Genomic DNA, 15,619 nt, shown 5'->3' with positions numbered 1-15,619 from the left:
CGCCCGGCGCGTGCCCGGGATCGCGTGGGACGCGACGTGTTCTCCGTCCCTGACGTCCACGCCAGCTGACCTGCGCGGACGTGGTCGCACCAGGGTGGCGCACGCCCGGGGGCGGCGGTGTGCCGACGTCTCGCGTTTCGACTCGGCCCGGTAAGGGCCGTTACCGTGGACGGCTTGCTCGGGTACCCACGCGGTGCCGGCCCCACCCCTGAAGGACCCTGACATGCCCTGCCCCTCGTGCGGAACCGCCCTCTCCACCGACGCCGCCTACTGCTCGCGCTGCGGCTCCCGGGTCGAGCTCGCGTCCCTGCTCGGGGTCGGCGTCGACCTGCCGCCCGTGCCCCTGCGCGACCCGTCCCCGGCTGGCCAGGACCACGCGGACAGGGGCACGCACGTCGACCGCGGCGCGCACGCCGACCTCGGCCGGACCGCGGACCTCGCCCGGACCGCGGAGCTGCCGCGGGTCGCGGCGCTGCCGCCGAACGCACCGGCGTCCGAGCCGGACCGGGCCCGGTCGCACTCGCGGAGCAGCATCGTGGCCATGGTCGCGACCTTCGTCATGCTCACCGTCCTCGGCACGTTCGCCCTGACCCGCCTCACCGGCTCGCCCGCGCCCAGCGTGACCGCGGGCGCGTCCTCCGACGCCTCGGCCGGCGCTGGCACGGAGGCTCCGTCGGCCGGCGCGGGAGCGACGACACCCTCGGAGGGCGGGACGGAGCCGGGCACGAGTGCGACCGCCCCCTCGCCGTCCGCCACGCCGTCGGCCTCCCCGTCGCCGTCCGACGAGGCCACGGAGTCGGACGGTCCCGTGCGCGTCGACGCGACCCGGTGCTCGACGAGTGGCGACGACGCGGTCGCGACCGCGTACGCCGGCACCGAGCGGACGTCCTGCGAGTTCGCGGGAGCCGTACGGACGGCATACCGCAAGGCGGGGACGCCGGGCGACGCGACGAGTCTGCGGGCGTTCAGCCCGGTGACGAAGAAGTGGTACTCGCTGAGCTGCGACGGCGGTGAGCCGGTGCGCTGCACCTCCACGACCGGTGCGGTCGTCGTTCTCACCGCCGCCTGACCCCCCTCGACACCTGGCCGCCGCGACCGACGGCGCACAGAACACCGCCGGACCCCGGAGATCGGGGGCCCGGCGGTGTTCTGCGCACGAGGTGCGGGTGCGGAGCGCCGGGTCAGCGCTCCTCGGTGCCCGCGATGAACGCCTCGAGCTTGGTGCGGCCCTCGGTGTCCTCGCGCTGCACGGGCGGGGACTTCATGAGGTAGGACGAGGCGCTGATGAGCGCGCCGCCGATGCCACGGTCCTTGGCGATCTTCGCCGCACGGATGGCGTCGATGATGATCCCGGCCGAGTTGGGGGAGTCCCAGACCTCGAGCTTGTACTCCAGGCTCAGCGGCACGTCACCGAAGGCGCGACCCTCGAGGCGGACGTAGGCCCACTTGCGGTCGTCGAGCCAGGCGACGTAGTCGGACGGGCCGATGTGGACGTTGCGGCTGTCGGTCAGCCCGGCGAGCGAGCCGGTGAGGTTGGACGTGACGGCCTGGGTCTTGGAGACCTTCTTGGACTCGAGGCGCTCGCGCTCGAGCATGTTCTTGAAGTCCATGTTGCCGCCGACGTTGAGCTGGTAGGTCCGGTCGAGCGTGACGCCGCGGTCCTCGAACAGCTTGGCCATGACGCGGTGCGTGATGGTCGCGCCGACCTGGCTCTTGATGTCGTCACCGATGACCGGGACGCCGGCGTCCTCGAACTTCTTGGCCCACTCGGGGTCGGAGGCGATGAAGACGGGGAGGGCGTTGACGAAGGCGACCTTGGCGTCGATGGCGCACTGCGCGTAGAACTTGTCGGCCGCCTCGGAGCCCACCGGCAGGTAGGAGACGAGCACGTCGACCTTGGCGTCCTTGAGCACCTGGACGACGTCGACCGGCTCGGCCGGGGACTCGTCGATGGTGAGCGCGTAGTACTTGCCGATCCCGTCGAGGGTGTGGCCGCGCTGGACCTCGATGCCGGTGGTGGGGACGTCGGCGATCTTGATGGTGTTGTTCTCGGAGGCGTTGATGGCCTCGGCGAGGTCCTTGCCGACCTTCTTGTCGTCGACGTCGAACGCGGCGACGAACTCGACGTCGCTCACGTGGTAGTCGCCGAACGTGACGTGCATGAGGCCGGGCACTGTCGCCGTGGCGTCAGCGTCCTTGTAGTACTCGACTCCCTGCACGAGCGAGCTCGCGCAGTTGCCGACTCCGACGATGGCGACGCGGATCGATCCCATGGTGGTGCTCCTTCGGTGATGGTGTGGTGCTGTCTGTCCTGCGGCGGGGTCCGCGGCGTGCGCCTGGGGCCCTCGGGTTGATGGGGGTGGTTCGGGTGGGCCGGCTACGGCTGGGGGCCGGGGTCGGTGGGGTGGCGGCGCTCGGCGTCGATGAGCTCGGTGAGCCAGCGCACCTCGCGCTCGGTGCTCTCCTCGCCATGGCGCTGGAGCGCCGCTGTCCAGGAGTCGAGGCGCTCCCGGCCGCGCTCGGAGTTCTCACGGACGGTCTCGAGCTGCTCCTGCACCCGCGAGCGCCGTCCCTCGAGGATGCGCATCCGCACGTCGGCCTCGGTGCGGGCGAAGAAGGCCAGGCGGACACCGAAGCCGTCGTCGTCGTAGGCCGCGGTGTCGGTGCGCCGAGCGGCCTCCTCGAACGCCTCCTTGCCCGCCGGGGTGATCTCGTAGACGATCCGGTTGCGTCCGGGGGACCGGGTCCCGGTCGTCGCCGGAGCGGCCGAGGTGGACGGCGGCGCCTGCTGGGCGATGAGGCCCCGCTCGAGCAGGCCCGACAGGGCCGGGTAGAGCGTCCCGTAGGACAGCGCGCGGAACGCGCCGAGCGCCTCGTTGAGCCGGCGGCGCAGCTCGTAGCCGTGCGTCGGGCCGTCGTGGAGCAGCCCGAGGAGCGCGAAGTCGAGCAGCTGGGAGCGCTTGCTCATCGCCGCACCACCTCGCTCTCGTCCGGGTTTCGTCACTGACAAAGTCAGCCTTTGTCACCCGAACTGTACCTGATGGCTATATCGCCCCGATACATCCCGACGCCCAGTACCTCCCCGCGAGCCGCTGTGCACTGCTGCGCCCCAGCGCAGCAGAGCTCGCCGCTGTGCACTGCTGCGGCCCAGCGCAGCAGTGCACAGCGCGGGCCCGGGGGAGTGTGCGTTGCTGCGGCTCAGCGCAGCAGTGCACAGCGCGGGCCGGGGGAGTGTGCGTTGCTGCGGCTCAGCGCAGCAGTGCACAGCGCCGATCGAGCAGGTGTGTGGGGGAGGGCTCAGCCCGTGGTCGGAACCGACGCCACGAGGAGCTCGGCGAGGCGGCGCGGCTGGGTGAACATCGGCCAGTGGCCGGAGTCGATGTCGACGAGCTCGAGGTGGGGGATCCGGGCGAGCTCGGGGACGTCGCCGCTGTCGATCCACTCCCGGGCCTGCGCCGGCGAGAACTCGGGACAGACGAGCACCGAGGGGATCGCGTAGCGCCGCTCGTCGCGCAGGTGGACGACCCCTCGGGTCACCGCCACCGGCACCGGGACCGCGAGGGCGTCGAACCGTGCCCTCGCCTCGTCATCCAGGTCGTCGGAGTTCGGTCCGGCGAAGGTCTCCCAACCGGGGAACGGCACGGCGTCCCCGGTCGGCTCGAAGAAGTCGGCGTAGGTCTGACCGTCGGCGACCGGGAACCCCCCGATGAAGACGACCGAGGCGACCGCGTCCGGGCGGGCGTCGGCGGCCGCCCAGGCGAGGCTGCACGCCGCGGAGTGCCCGACGACCACGACGGGAGTGGAAGCCGCGTCCACGGCGGCGACGACCGCCGCCACCTGGTCGGCGAGGGTCGCGCTCGCAGAGCCGTCACCCTGGCCGGGCAGCTGGACCGGCACGGCCGTGTGGCCGAGCGCATCGATCTCGGGGACGACGGCGTCCCACGCCGCCGCGTCGAGCCAGAGTCCGCCGATGAGGACGAGGTGCATGTCGATCTCCTTGGGGTGGTGGTCGTCGCTCCTGATCCCGCCACCGTAGGAGGCGATCCGGACGAACCCCTTCCGGTATGCCGTCCGGTCGTGCGAGCGTGTCCTCGTGACCTCCGTGCCCGGCGAGATCAGCCCCACCGCGCGAGCGCTGCGCACCCTCGAGATCCTCCAGAACCGTCCGGGGGTGACCGCCGCCGAGCTGGCCCGCCGCCTCGGGGTGAGCGAGCGCGCGTCCCGGCGGCACGTCGCGATCCTGCGCGAGGCCGGCATACCCGTCGTGTCGACGCGGGGACCGCACGGCGGCTACGCGCTCGGGCGCGGCGCCGCGCTCGCCCCTGTCGTCTTCACCGAGACCGAGGCGCTCAGCCTCGTGATGGCCGTCATCGACAGCCACCCGAGCGCCGCGACGTCCGGCGGCGCGGACGACGTCGGCTCGGCCCTCGACAAGGTCGTGCGCGCCCTGCCTCGAGGCGCCGCCCGCGAGGCGACCGCCCTGCGCGACCACGCCTCCGCGGCCCCGGACCGGCACCCCAGCCGGCCCGACCCGACGACGACCAGCGCGCTGGTCTCCGCGAGCGCCCAGGAGCGCCGGGTCCGGCTCACCTACGCGAGCGACTCCGGGTCCACGTGGGAGGACACCACCGACCCGTGGGCCGTGGTCGTGCGGCACACGCGGTGGTACCTCCTGTGCCACTCACACCGGGCCGGGGCCGTGCGCACCTACCGGATCGACCGGGTGCGGGCCGTCGAGACGCTCCACGAGCAGTTCGACCGGCCGGCCGACCTCGACCCGGTCGCCGCGCTCGAGCAGCATCTCGGCGTGGGGTGGGAGCACGAGACCCGCGTCGTCTTCGAGGCCGCGGTGGAGGAGGTCGAGCGGTGGGTGCACCCGGCCATGGGACGGCTCGGACGGCATACGGTCGGGTGTGTCCTGGAGGGCAGCACGAGCAACCCGGCGATGTACGTCCGCGAATGGCTGGCCCGGGTCCCCGTGCCGTTCCGGATCGAGGGCGGAGACGCCCTCCTCGCGGAGGCTCGGACCGTCAGCGCCCAGCTCACGGCCGCCGTCGCGCGGAGCACCTGAGAGCTCACCTGAGAGTTCCCTGAGCACGGCTCTCAGGTTCGGCACGTCATACTGGATGCGGCCGACCCGCGTGATAGGGGCGTGCCGCCCTGCCCGCACCGGTCGTCCCGAAAGTCCTTCATGAGCTCCACATCCCGATCCCGCGCCGAGGCCAACCGCCGCCGCGAGACCCCCGCCAAGCGGTCCAAGGGCGGCAACCGCCGCTCGTGGCCCCGTCGGATCCTGTGGACGCTGCTCGCGCTGTTCGTGCTCGGCGTGGCCGGTCTGGGCGTCGCCTACGCGATGACCGACGTGCCCAAGCCCAACGAGGTCGCGACCGCGCAGACCTCCGTCGTCTACTTCTCCGACGGCAAGTCCGAGCTCGCCCGGATCTCCGAGTACAACCGCGAGTCGGTCAAGCTCGCCCAGGTCCCGATCCACGTCCAACGGGCCATGCTCGCCGCGGAGGACCGCAACTTCTACGAGAACAAGGGCATCTCCCCGACCGGCATCGCGCGCGCGGTGTGGGTCGCGGTCAAGGGTGGCCAGGCGACGCAGGGCGGGTCGACGATCACCCAGCAGTACGTCAAGAACTACTTCCTCAGCCAGGACCGGACGCTGCAGCGCAAGGCGCGCGAGATCCTCATCTCGGTGAAGATCGACGGCCAGCAGTCCAAGGACCAGATCCTCGAGAACTACCTCAACACGATCTACTACGGCCGCGGCGCCTACGGGATCCAGACCGCCTCGAAGGCCTACTTCGGCAAGGACGTCTCCAAGATCACGCCGGCCGAGGGAGCCTTCCTCGCCTCCGCCATCCGCGGGCCGTCGTTCTACGACCCCCGCCTCGGAACCGAGCAGACCAAGAACGCGCAGACCCGCTCGAGCTACATCCTCGACGCGATGGTCGCGCAGGGCTGGCTCACGCCGCAGCAGCGCACCGCCGCCGTCTTCCCGAAGTTCATCCCCTACCAGGCGCCGTCGGCGGCCGGCCCGAACGGCTACATCGTCCAGCTCGTCAAGGACGAGCTGTCCAAGAAGGTCAAGCTCACCGAGGCCGACATCTCCAGCGGTGGCCTGCGGATCACGACGACGATCGACAAGCCCAAGCAGCAGGCCGCGGTGGACGCGGTGGACAACCGCATGCCGGAGGGTGCGACCGGGCTCAAGGTCGGGCTGGTCTCGATCAAGCCGGGCGACGGTGCGGTCCAGGCGCTGTACGGCGGCGCCGACTACGCCAAGAACCAGTTCAACACCGCCACCGACGCGACGATGCAGGCCGGGTCGGTCTTCAAGGTCTTCACCCTGATCGCCGCCCTGCAGAGCGGTGACGTAAGCATCCGCAACAGCTTCGACGGCTCCAGCCCGCAGTACTTCGACGAGTTCGAGAACCCCGCCGGCGAGACCGACTTCAACCGCCGCGGGGGCGTACGGAACTTCAACAACCGCGACTGGGGCCGGCTCACCGTCCCGCAGGCCACGGCCAACTCGGTCAACACCATCTTCGCCCGCCTCAACATCATCGCCACCCCGAAGAAGACGGCAGCGGCCGCAGCGGCGGCCGGCATCACGACCAAGCTCAATGCCAACTACGCCAACGTCCTCGGCAGCGACAGCGTCAAGGTCATCGACATGGCCAACGCCTACGCCACGCTCGCCGCGAAGGGGGTCAGGGCGACGCCGTACTACGTCAAGGAGGTCGCCTCGACCGACGACTCGTTCGACTTCAAGGCGAAGCCGGTCACCAAGCGTGTCTTCGACGAGGACCTCGTCTCCGACGTCGTCTACTCCATGCAGCAGGTCGTGGAGCGGGGCAGCGGCGAGTACGCCGGCGACCGGCTCGACCGTGAGGCGGCCGGCAAGACCGGGACGTCGAGCGACAACTACTCCGCCTGGTTCGACGGGTTCACCCCGCAGCTGGCGACCGCCGTCGGGATGTACAAGGGCGACGGGTCGGTCAAGGAGGAGAACCAGATGGACGACGTCCCCGGGTGGGGCGCCATCACCGGTGGCACCATCCCGGTCCGGCTCTGGACCGACTACATGCGCGTCGCCACCGAGGGCATGGAGAAGCTGAAGTTCCCGGAGCCCGCGTACATCAACAAGGACGCCGCTCCCAAGCAGACCCAGCGGCCCCAGAGCACCGGCGGCAACACCGGTGACACCCCGAGGCCGACGACCCGGGCACCGGAGCCGACGCCGACCCGGACGTCCGAACCGACGCCGACGCCGACGCCGACGGTCCAACCCGAGCCCACCCCGGAACCGACGAAGACCAAGCCCGGCAAGCCGACCGTTCCCGTGCCCACCCTCCCCGGACCGACGCCCTCGACCGGCGACGAGCCCCAGGGCTGACCCGTGCCCGTGCGGCGTGGCGGCGCGGCGGCGGCCTTCGCTCCCGTCGCCCTGCTCGCCGCGCTGCCGGTGCTCGCCTCCGTCTGGAGGCAGGGGCCCTGCCTGGAGCGGGGGTGGGGAGGGCAGGAGCCGTTCTGGCGCTTCTGCTACTCCGACCTCGCGGTCTCGGTGCAGACCAGCGGCGCCGACCGGGGGGTCCGGGCCTTCTTCGCGGGTGACGTCCCGCTCGACCACCCGCCGCTGACCGGCGCGGTCGTCTCCCTCGTCGCGGGTCTGGCACCCGGGAGCGGCGCGCTGGCGACGCAGCGCTGGGTGCTCGGGCTGTGGGCGCTGCTCGCCGTCGCCGCCCTGGTCCTCATGGCCTGGTGGGTGCGCACGAGCCCGGGTCATCGCGACGTCGACCCGCTCCAGGTCGCCCTCGCGCCCGTCGCCGCGCTCACCCTCCTGCTGTCGCCCGACCTGCTCGGTGTCGTGCTCGCCACGGGCGGGCTGTGGGCGTGGAGCCGCCGTCACCCCGTGCTGGCAGGGGCGCTGCTCGGTGCCGGGGTGATGGCCCGCACCTACCCGGCGCTGCTCCTGGTCGTCGTGGCGATGCACGCGTGGCGCACCGGCCGGGAGCGTGAGCTGGTCGGTGTCGCCGGCGGAGCGCTGGGCGTGGTGGCCGTCGTCGCCGGACCGCTGCTCCTCACCTCGCCGTCGACGGTGACGCGAGCGTGGGCGGCGTCGTTCGAGAACGGCGCCGGGCTGGGCTCGGTCTGGTACCTCCCGACCCTCGACGGGAACGCGTGGTCGCCGACGACGCTCACCGTCCTCGGCGTGCTCGGGGTCGCCCTCGCGGTGGTGCTCGCGGGCGTGCTCGTGCTCGGGGCGCCGCGCACGCCACGACTCGGCGCGGTGGCGCTCGTCGTCGTCGCGGTCGTCCTCGTCAGCGGGCGCTCCTTCCCCGTGCAGTCCTCGCTCTGGCTCGTCCCGCTCGTGGCGCTGGCCGGGCTGCGCTGGCGCGACCACCTCGTGTGGGCGCTCGCGGAGGGCATCCACTTCGTCGCGGTCTGGCTCTACCTCGCCGGGCTCCGGGACGCGAACCGGTCGCTGCCGCCGAGCTGGTACGCGCTGGCCCTCCTCCTGCGCGTGGCCGCCGTCGTGTACCTCGCGTCGCGGGCGTGGCAGACGGCGACCGGGCCGTCCGTCGGCGACGAGGACGACCCCCGGGGGGTGCCGGAGCCGGTCCCGGAGGTGGGGGCGGCCCGGATTTAGCCGTATGCCGTCCTGCCGGTACCCTTGGCGACGTTGCCTGTGCCCTGTGGACAACTCCACGGCGGTGTCGGCAGCGCTGCATACCCTCCTGTCACGGAGAGACCGTGACCGTTCAGACCGAAGGAGGCGGGTTAACGCATGCGTCAGTACGAACTCATGGTCATCCTCGACCCGGAGCTCGACGACCGCACGGTCCAGCCGTCGCTCGACAAGTTCCTCACCGTCATCACCAAGGACGGGGGCACCGTCGACAACGTCGACATCTGGGGCCGCCGTCGTCTGGCCTACGAGATCAAGAAGAAGGCCGAGGGCATCTACGCCGTCGTCCGCTTCACCTCGGAGCCGGCCACCGCCAAGGAGCTGGACCGTCAGCTCGGGCTCAACGAGTCGATCATGCGGACGAAGCTCCTTCGTCCCGCTGCCTGACTCTCGTCACAGCGTTCCACGCTGACCGCGCCCCACGGCGCACCCTGAAACCGCTTCACCGCTCACAGACCAAAGGGATCTGATCCATGGCAGGCGAGACCGTCCTCACGATCGTCGGGAACCTCACCGGTGACCCCGAGCTGCGCTTCACCCCCTCGGGTGCTGCCGTCGCGAACTTCACCGTGGCCTCCACGCCGCGCACGTTCGACAAGGCCAGCAACGAGTGGAAGGACGGCGAGACGCTGTTCATGCGCTGCTCGGTCTGGCGTGACGCTGCCGAGAACGTCGCCGAGTCCCTCGCCCGGGGCACGCGGGTCATCGTCACCGGTCGCCTGAAGTCTCGTTCGTACGAGACCAAGGAGGGCGAGAAGCGCACCGTCATCGAGATGGACGTCGACGAGGTCGGCCCCTCGATGAAGTACGCGACCGCCAAGGTCAACAAGACCTCACGCGGTGGCGGCGGCGGTGGCGGCTTCGGCGGCGACGGCGGCGGCGCCCAGCAGGACCCGTGGGCGACCGGCGGATCCGCACCTTCGGGTGGGGGCTCGCAGGGCGGCCAGGGCGGCGGCTGGAACCAGCCTGCCGGCGGTCAGTCGGCCGGCGGCTCGTCACAGGGTGGCGCGCCGCAGGGCGGCCAGCCTGCAGGTGGTCAGCAGGGTGGTCAGGGAGGCTGGGGCAACGCTCCGGCCTACGACGAGCCCCCCTTCTGAGCCACAGCTCAACACTCCACCGTTCCACACCATCCCTGGGAGACCAGGGCTCATCCGCTGAAGAGCTCAGCAGAAGGAGAGCACCACGATGGCCAAGCCAGTTGTGCGCAAGCCCAAGAAGAAGGCCAACCCGCTCAAGGCGGCGAAGGTCGAGAACATCGACTACAAGGACACGGCGCTGCTGCGCAAGTTCATCTCCGACCGCGGCAAGATCCGCGCTCGTCGGGTGACCGGCGTGTCCGTCCAGGAGCAGCGTCTGATCGCCAACGCGGTCAAGAACGCCCGTGAGATGGCGCTCCTTCCCTACTCCAGCTCGTCCCGCTGACGCGGCGACCGAAGCACCAGAAGGAGGAGCTGAAACATGAAGGTGATTCTCACGCACGAGGTCTCGAGCCTCGGTACCGCCGGTGACGTCGTCGACGTCAAGGACGGCTACGCCCGCAACTTCCTCTTCCGTCGCGGACTCGCGACGGCGTGGACCAAGGGCGGACAGAAGCAGGTCGACTCCATCGCCAAGGGCCGCGAGGTCCGCGAGGTGAAGTCGCTCGAGGAGGCGAAGTCGATCAAGGGCAACCTCGAGTCGAAGCCCGTCACGGTCCCCGCGCACGCCGGCAAGGAGGGACGCCTCTTCGGTGCCGTCTCCTCGGCCGACATCGCGGCCGCGGTCAAGGCCGCGATCGGCACGGAGCTCGACAAGCGCAAGATCGAGGTCCCGACCCCGATCAAGAGCACGGGTGCCCACGAGGCCCTCGTCCGCCTGCACCCCGAGGTGCAGGCCAAGGTGACGCTCAACGTCGTCGCCGGCTGACGAAGCCCGCTCGCCGACAGCGCCCCGACTCGCCCTGCGAGCCGGGGCGCTGTCGCGTCTCCTGCAGGTCCCGACCGACCACGTCGTTCCCGTTCAGGCATGGCCCTGGGGCGGCATGGACCGGCGAGAGCGACATGGACCAGCGAGGGCGGCAGGGACGCGGGACGTGCGCCGTGGCGCGGGTCGTCGGTGCGCACGCGTAGGGTCGCGCCGTGCCGCTGACCCACCCGACCTCGGTGCTGCGCGCCGTCGTCGCCGTGCGGGTCGTCAACCGGCTCGGCGGGTTCGGGATGAGCTTCCTCGGCCTGCGGCTCGCCCGCGACCTCGGCATGTCCCTGTCGTCGGTCGGCGTCGTGCTCGCCGTCTTCGGTGCCTGCACCATCCCGAGCCGCATCCTCGGCGGCGTCCTCGCGACCCGGCTCGGGGCCCGGTGGACCGTCGTGCTCGGCCTGCTGTCCTGCGCGGCCGCCCTGCTCGGGATCGGCGTGGGCGACACCGTCCCGGTCGTCGTCGGGTCGGTGCTCGTCCTGGGCCTGGCCTACGAGCTCATCGAACCCGCGACGCAGGCGATCATCGCCGAGGCCGTGGCGGCTCCGAGGCAGGCCTCCGCGTTCGCCCTCCTGTGGTCGACCCTCGCGGTCGCCGGCGTCGTCTCCGGACTGCTCGCGGCGCTGCTCGGACGGTGGGGCGTCTCGGCCATCTTCGTCTGCGACGCCGTGTCGAGCGTCCTGGCCGCCGGGGCGGCCGTCGTCCTGCTCCCGTCCGCCCGGGCCGAGCGCCACCACTCGCCGTGGCGCGCCGCCCTGTCCCGGCGGCTCCTCGTGTGGACCGGCATCGGCACCGCCCACGCGACCCTCGTCATGGTCATCGTCTTCATGCTGCCGCTGGCCGTCGACCGGGCCGGGCACTCGACGTCGACCACCGGCTGGGTCCTGGCCGTCGCCGCTGCCGCGGCCATCGCGGCGCAGCGAGTGCTCTCCCGCCTCGAGACGCGGATGCCGCCTGCGACCGCCCTCGTCGTCGGGCACGTGATGCTCGCCGCGGGTCTGGCGATGTGGGCGACCGGCGACCTCGCCGGTCTGGTCCTCGGCGCGGTCCTCGAGGGGGCCAGCGGCTCTCTGCTCCTCGGCACCTACCAGGCCACCGCGGCGCGGATGGGTGGACCGGGTCTGGGCGCCGCCGTCATGACGGTGTTCGGCCTGTCCTGGGGTGTCGCGAGCGTCGTGGCACCCCTCGTCGGCGCCCCCCTGCTCGCCGCCGGGGTGGGTCCGCTCTGGCTCGCCTGCGCCGCAGGATCGCTCGCGCTGGCCGCCGGCCACGCCCTGCGTCCCCACCCTGTCGGTCGGCTCGCCTAGGTTGGCCCGCATGGCAGCGAAGGGCACGAGACCGGCATACCGGTGCACGGAGTGCGGGTGGACGACGGTCAAGTGGGTCGGTCGCTGCGGCGAGTGCCAGGCCTGGGGGTCGGTGACCGAGGTCGGCGCCGTCAGCGCGAGGACGACCGCCGCCAAGAGCGTCGAGCGCCCCGCCGTCCCCATCGGCGAGGTCGACGTCACCCGCGCGCAGGCGCGCCCGACCGGGGTCCCCGAGTTCGACCGCGTGCTCGGCGGTGGGCTCGTCCCCGGCGCGGTGGTGCTCGTCGCGGGGGAGCCGGGCATCGGCAAGTCCACGCTCCTGCTCGACGTCGCCGGCCGGGCCGCCCGGGGTGGCGAGCCGGGCCACGAGCGGCGCGTCCTCTACATCAGCGGCGAGGAGTCGGCGGCGCAGGTGCGCAGCCGGGCCGAGCGGATCGAGGCGATGGCCCGCACCCTCTTCCTCGCGTCCGAGACCGACCTCGCGACCGTGCTCGGACAGATCGACCAGGTCCAGCCCGAGCTCGTCATCATCGACTCGGTCCAGACGATCAGCAGCGCCGACGTCGAGGGCGCGGCCGGCAACGTGTCGCAGGTCCGCGAGGTGGCCGCCAGCATCATCGCCACCGCCAAGTCGCGGGGGATCGCCGCGATGCTCGTCGGGCACGTCACCAAGGACGGCTCCATCGCCGGTCCGCGGGTGCTCGAGCACCTCGTCGACGTCGTCGTGCAGTTCGAGGGAGACCGGCACAGCCGGCTCCGGCTCGTGCGCGCCGTGAAGAACCGCTACGGCCCGACCGACGAGGTCGGCTGCTTCGACCTCTCCGACGTCGGCATCACCGGTCTCGCCGACCCCAGCGGGCTGTTCCTCTCCAACCGCACCGCCGCCGTCCCCGGCACCTGCGTCACGGTGACCCTCGAGGGCCGCCGCCCCCTCGTCACCGAGGTGCAGGCCCTCGTCGACCAGACCGAGATGCCCAACCCCCGCCGCGCGACGAGCGGTCTCGACTCGGCCCGGGTCGGGATGATCCTGGCCGTGCTCGGCGCCCGCGCCAAGGCGCCCATCGGCCGCAAGGACGTGTTCGTCTCGACCGTGGGTGGCGTGCGCATCACCGAGCCGGCCGCCGACCTCGCGCTCACGCTCGCGCTGGCCAGCGCCCTCACCGACCAGGCGCTGCCCACCGGCACCGTCGCGTTCGGGGAGGTCGGCCTCGCCGGAGAGCTGCGACCCGTCACGGGCGCGCACCGGCGGCTCGCCGAGGCCGCCCGGCTGGGGTTCACCACCGCGATCGTGCCCCGAGGGGTCGTCGGGGGTGGGCCGGTCCCCGACGGGATGCGCGTGGTCGAGGTCGCCACCGTCCTCGAGGCCGTGACCGTCGCGGCCGCTCCGGCCGCTCCGGCCCTTTCCGCCGCCGTCCGGTGACCGGGACGTGACCCGCAGGGCGGACCGGAGCGTCCACCCGCGCCGTTAGACTCGCGGGCGAGGCGGGGGAACCTGACCTGCGACGAACACCGAAGGGGACCACGTGGCAACGCCGCTGCACGAGGACGAGCTGATGCGCACCACGCTGGCCGCCGTCGCCCCCGGGACGGAGCTGCGGGACGGTCTCGAGCGCATCCTGCGCGGTCGCACCGGCGCCCTCATCGTCCTCGGCACCGACCGCGTCATCGACGAGATCGCCACCGGCGGGTTCCCGCTCGACGTCGAGTTCTCGGCCACGCGGCTGCGAGAGCTGGCCAAGATGGACGGCGCCATCGTCTGCGACCGGGACGTCACCAAGATCCTGCGCGCCGCCACCCAGCTCGTCCCCGACTCGAGCATCGAGACGAGCGAGTCGGGCACCCGTCACCGCACCGCCGAGCGCGTCGCCAAGCAGACCGGCTTCCCCGTCGTGTCGGTGAGCCAGTCGATGCGCATCGTCGCGCTCTACGTCGGCGGCAGCCGCTTCGTCCTCGAGGACTCCAGCCAGATCCTCTCGCGCGCCAACCAGGCCCTGCAGACGCTGGAGCGCTACAAGCAGCGCCTCGACGAGGTCACCGGCACCCTGTCCGCGCTGGAGATCGAGGACCTCGTCACCGTCCGTGACGTCGCCAACGTCCTGCAGCGCCTCGAGATGGTGCGCCGGATCAAGGACGAGATCAGCGACTACGTCCTCCAGCTCGGCACCGACGGCCGACTGCTCAGCCTCCAGCTCGAGGAGCTCACCGGAGGTCTGTCCGACGACCTCGGGCTCGTCATCCGCGACTACCTCCACGAGTCCCGCGGCGAGCCCGACCTCGAGCACGCCATCGCCAACCTCACCGACATCGACGCGACCGAGCTCCTCGACCCGGTCGCCGGCGCCAAGGCGCTCGGGTTCACCGTCGGCGGTGACGCCCTCGACTCGTCGGTGAGCCCGCTCGGCTTCCGGATGCTCAGCAAGGTGCCGCGCCTGCCCGGGGCCATCGTGGACCGTCTCGTCGAGCACTTCGGCAGCCTCCAGAAGCTCCTCGCCGCCGGCGTCGACGACCTCATGGGCGTCGAGGGCGTCGGCGAGGGCCGCGCCCGCCTCGTCCGCGAGGGCCTGTCACGACTCGCGGAGAGCAGCATCCTCGAGCGCTACGTCTGACCGGGACCGGGCATCGTGAGTGCTTCGCTCTCCTCGGGTCCCGACGTGGCCTCGCTGCATGCGGCCGTCCTCGACTGGTATGCCGTCCGCGCGCGCCGGCTCCCGTGGCGCGACCCGTCGTGCTCACCCTGGGGTGTCCTGCTCTCGGAGGTGATGTCGCAGCAGACCCCGCTCGCGCGGGTCGAGCCGATCTGGCGCGACTGGATGGCGCGCTGGCCCACACCGGCCGACCTCGCGCGCGAGTCGCCCGGTGAGGTGGTGCGCGCGTGGGGACGGCTCGGCTACCCCCGCCGCGCCCTGCGACTCCATGAGGCCGCGACCACCATCACCGAGCGGCATGATGGACAGGTGCCCCGCGACCAGACCGAGCTGCGGGCGCTGCCCGGGATCGGCGACTACACCGCGGCGGCCGTCGCGGCCTTCGCCTACGGGGACCGCTCGGTCGTCGTCGACACCAACGTGCGCCGAGTGCAGGCCCGAGCCGTCACCGGCACGGCTCAGGCCTCGCCGGCGATGACCCGGGCCGAGGTGGCCCTGGCCGGGCACCTCCTGCCCGACGACGACGAGGCAGCCGCCACCTGGAACGTCGCGGTGATGGAGCTCGGCGCCCTCGTGTGCACGGCTCGCAGCCCCCGGTGCGACGTCTGTCCCGTGAGCGGCAGCTGCGCGTGGGTGCTCGGGGGGCGGCCGGCATACGACGGTCCGCCTCGACGGGGGCAGAAGTGGCACGGCACCGACCGGCAGGTGCGCGGCGTCATCCTCCAGACCCTGCGCGAGCTGCCCACGGCGGTCCCGCGCCCCGACCTCGCGCCGACGCACGACGAGGCACAGGTCGACCGGTGCCTCGCCGGCCTCATCGAGGACGGGTTGGTCGAGCCGGTGCCCGGTGACCGGTTCGCCCTGCCGGGCCTCACGGAGGCGTCGGCGTGAGCCACCCCGGCGACGGCACGAGCCCGGGCGACCACGACCGGACCGGGCCCGCCCCCGCACCCGAGCCGACGCCCGACCCCGCCCCGACGCCCGACGCCGGGCACACCGGGCACGCCGGGCGCAAG

General features: G+C 72.3%; 15 protein-coding genes. 12 read left to right on the top strand and 3 right to left on the bottom strand.

Annotated elements, in window-relative coordinates:
- The first annotated feature begins 223 nt into the window (after positions 1-223).
- The gene (locus tag N801_RS19825) at positions 224-1,069 is read left to right on the top strand and encodes a zinc ribbon domain-containing protein (protein ID WP_052112936.1); all 846 of its coding nucleotides are present in this window, start codon (positions 224-226) and stop codon (positions 1,067-1,069) included.
- Positions 1,070-1,181: 112 nt separating this feature from the next.
- Here the strand turns inward: N801_RS19825 and N801_RS12145 are convergent, their stop codons facing one another.
- The 3 genes from N801_RS12145 to N801_RS12135 all read right to left on the bottom strand — a co-directional run bounded on the left by N801_RS12145 (position 1,182) and on the right by N801_RS12135 (position 4,125).
- Positions 1,182-2,273 (bottom strand): inositol-3-phosphate synthase, encoded by a 1,092-nt coding sequence (locus tag N801_RS12145; protein ID WP_035938131.1) that lies wholly within the window; start codon positions 2,271-2,273, stop codon positions 1,182-1,184.
- A gap of 104 nt (positions 2,274-2,377) precedes the next feature.
- Entirely contained in the window at positions 2,378-2,968 is a 591-nt protein-coding gene (locus tag N801_RS12140; protein WP_035938129.1) for a PadR family transcriptional regulator, read from the bottom strand.
- A 329-nt stretch (positions 2,969-3,297) separates the two neighbouring features.
- Positions 3,298-4,125, bottom strand: a complete 828-nt coding sequence (locus tag N801_RS12135; RefSeq protein ID WP_245618425.1) for an alpha/beta fold hydrolase — start codon at positions 4,123-4,125, stop codon at positions 3,298-3,300.
- On the opposite strand from N801_RS12135, the gene N801_RS12130 reads away from it, so the two are divergent.
- The 11 genes from N801_RS12130 (at position 4,094) to N801_RS12080 (ending at position 15,494) form a co-directional block, all read left to right on the top strand.
- Positions 4,094-5,071, top strand: a complete 978-nt coding sequence (locus N801_RS12130) for a helix-turn-helix transcriptional regulator (protein ID WP_245618423.1) — start codon at positions 4,094-4,096, stop codon at positions 5,069-5,071. The two genes, N801_RS12135 and N801_RS12130, sit on opposite strands and share 32 nt — an antisense overlap.
- Positions 5,072-5,191: 120 nt before the next feature.
- Positions 5,192-7,405: a transglycosylase domain-containing protein gene (locus N801_RS12125; protein ID WP_052112934.1), complete on the top strand. Its 2,214-nt coding sequence runs from the start codon at positions 5,192-5,194 to the stop codon at positions 7,403-7,405.
- Between the two features lie 3 nt (positions 7,406-7,408).
- Positions 7,409-8,659 (top strand): glycosyltransferase family protein, encoded by a 1,251-nt coding sequence (locus N801_RS12120; RefSeq protein WP_052112933.1) that lies wholly within the window; start codon positions 7,409-7,411, stop codon positions 8,657-8,659.
- 138 nt (positions 8,660-8,797) lie between these two features.
- The gene (rpsF, locus tag N801_RS12115) at positions 8,798-9,085 is read left to right on the top strand and encodes a 30S ribosomal protein S6 (protein WP_035938125.1); all 288 of its coding nucleotides are present in this window, start codon (positions 8,798-8,800) and stop codon (positions 9,083-9,085) included.
- An 86-nt stretch (positions 9,086-9,171) separates the two neighbouring features.
- Positions 9,172-9,795: a single-stranded DNA-binding protein gene (locus N801_RS12110; RefSeq protein ID WP_035938123.1), complete on the top strand. Its 624-nt coding sequence runs from the start codon at positions 9,172-9,174 to the stop codon at positions 9,793-9,795.
- A gap of 88 nt (positions 9,796-9,883) precedes the next feature.
- Positions 9,884-10,120 (top strand): 30S ribosomal protein S18, encoded by a 237-nt coding sequence (rpsR, locus tag N801_RS12105; protein ID WP_035904052.1) that lies wholly within the window; start codon positions 9,884-9,886, stop codon positions 10,118-10,120.
- Positions 10,121-10,156: 36 nt separating this feature from the next.
- Positions 10,157-10,603 (top strand): 50S ribosomal protein L9, encoded by a 447-nt coding sequence (gene rplI / locus N801_RS12100; RefSeq protein ID WP_035938121.1) that lies wholly within the window; start codon positions 10,157-10,159, stop codon positions 10,601-10,603.
- Positions 10,604-10,815: 212 nt separating this feature from the next.
- Entirely contained in the window at positions 10,816-11,958 is a 1,143-nt protein-coding gene (locus tag N801_RS12095; protein ID WP_052112931.1) for an MFS transporter, read from the top strand.
- 10 nt (positions 11,959-11,968) lie between these two features.
- Positions 11,969-13,378, top strand: a complete 1,410-nt coding sequence (gene radA, locus N801_RS12090; protein WP_035938120.1) for a DNA repair protein RadA — start codon at positions 11,969-11,971, stop codon at positions 13,376-13,378.
- Positions 13,379-13,511: 133 nt separating this feature from the next.
- On the top strand, positions 13,512-14,564 hold the full coding sequence (disA, locus tag N801_RS12085) for a DNA integrity scanning diadenylate cyclase DisA (protein WP_035938154.1): 1,053 nt from the start codon (positions 13,512-13,514) through the stop codon (positions 14,562-14,564).
- 45 nt (positions 14,565-14,609) lie between these two features.
- Entirely contained in the window at positions 14,610-15,494 is an 885-nt protein-coding gene (locus tag N801_RS12080) for an iron-sulfur binding domain-containing protein (RefSeq protein ID WP_245618421.1), read from the top strand.
- The last annotated feature ends 125 nt before the right edge of the window (positions 15,495-15,619 follow it).

Origin of the sequence: Knoellia aerolata DSM 18566 (assembly GCF_000768695.1) — a bacterium.
In the GTDB taxonomy this organism is placed as follows: Bacteria; Actinomycetota; Actinomycetes; order Actinomycetales; family Dermatophilaceae; genus Knoellia; species Knoellia aerolata.
This window is presented reverse-complemented; position numbering and strand designations above follow the sequence as displayed.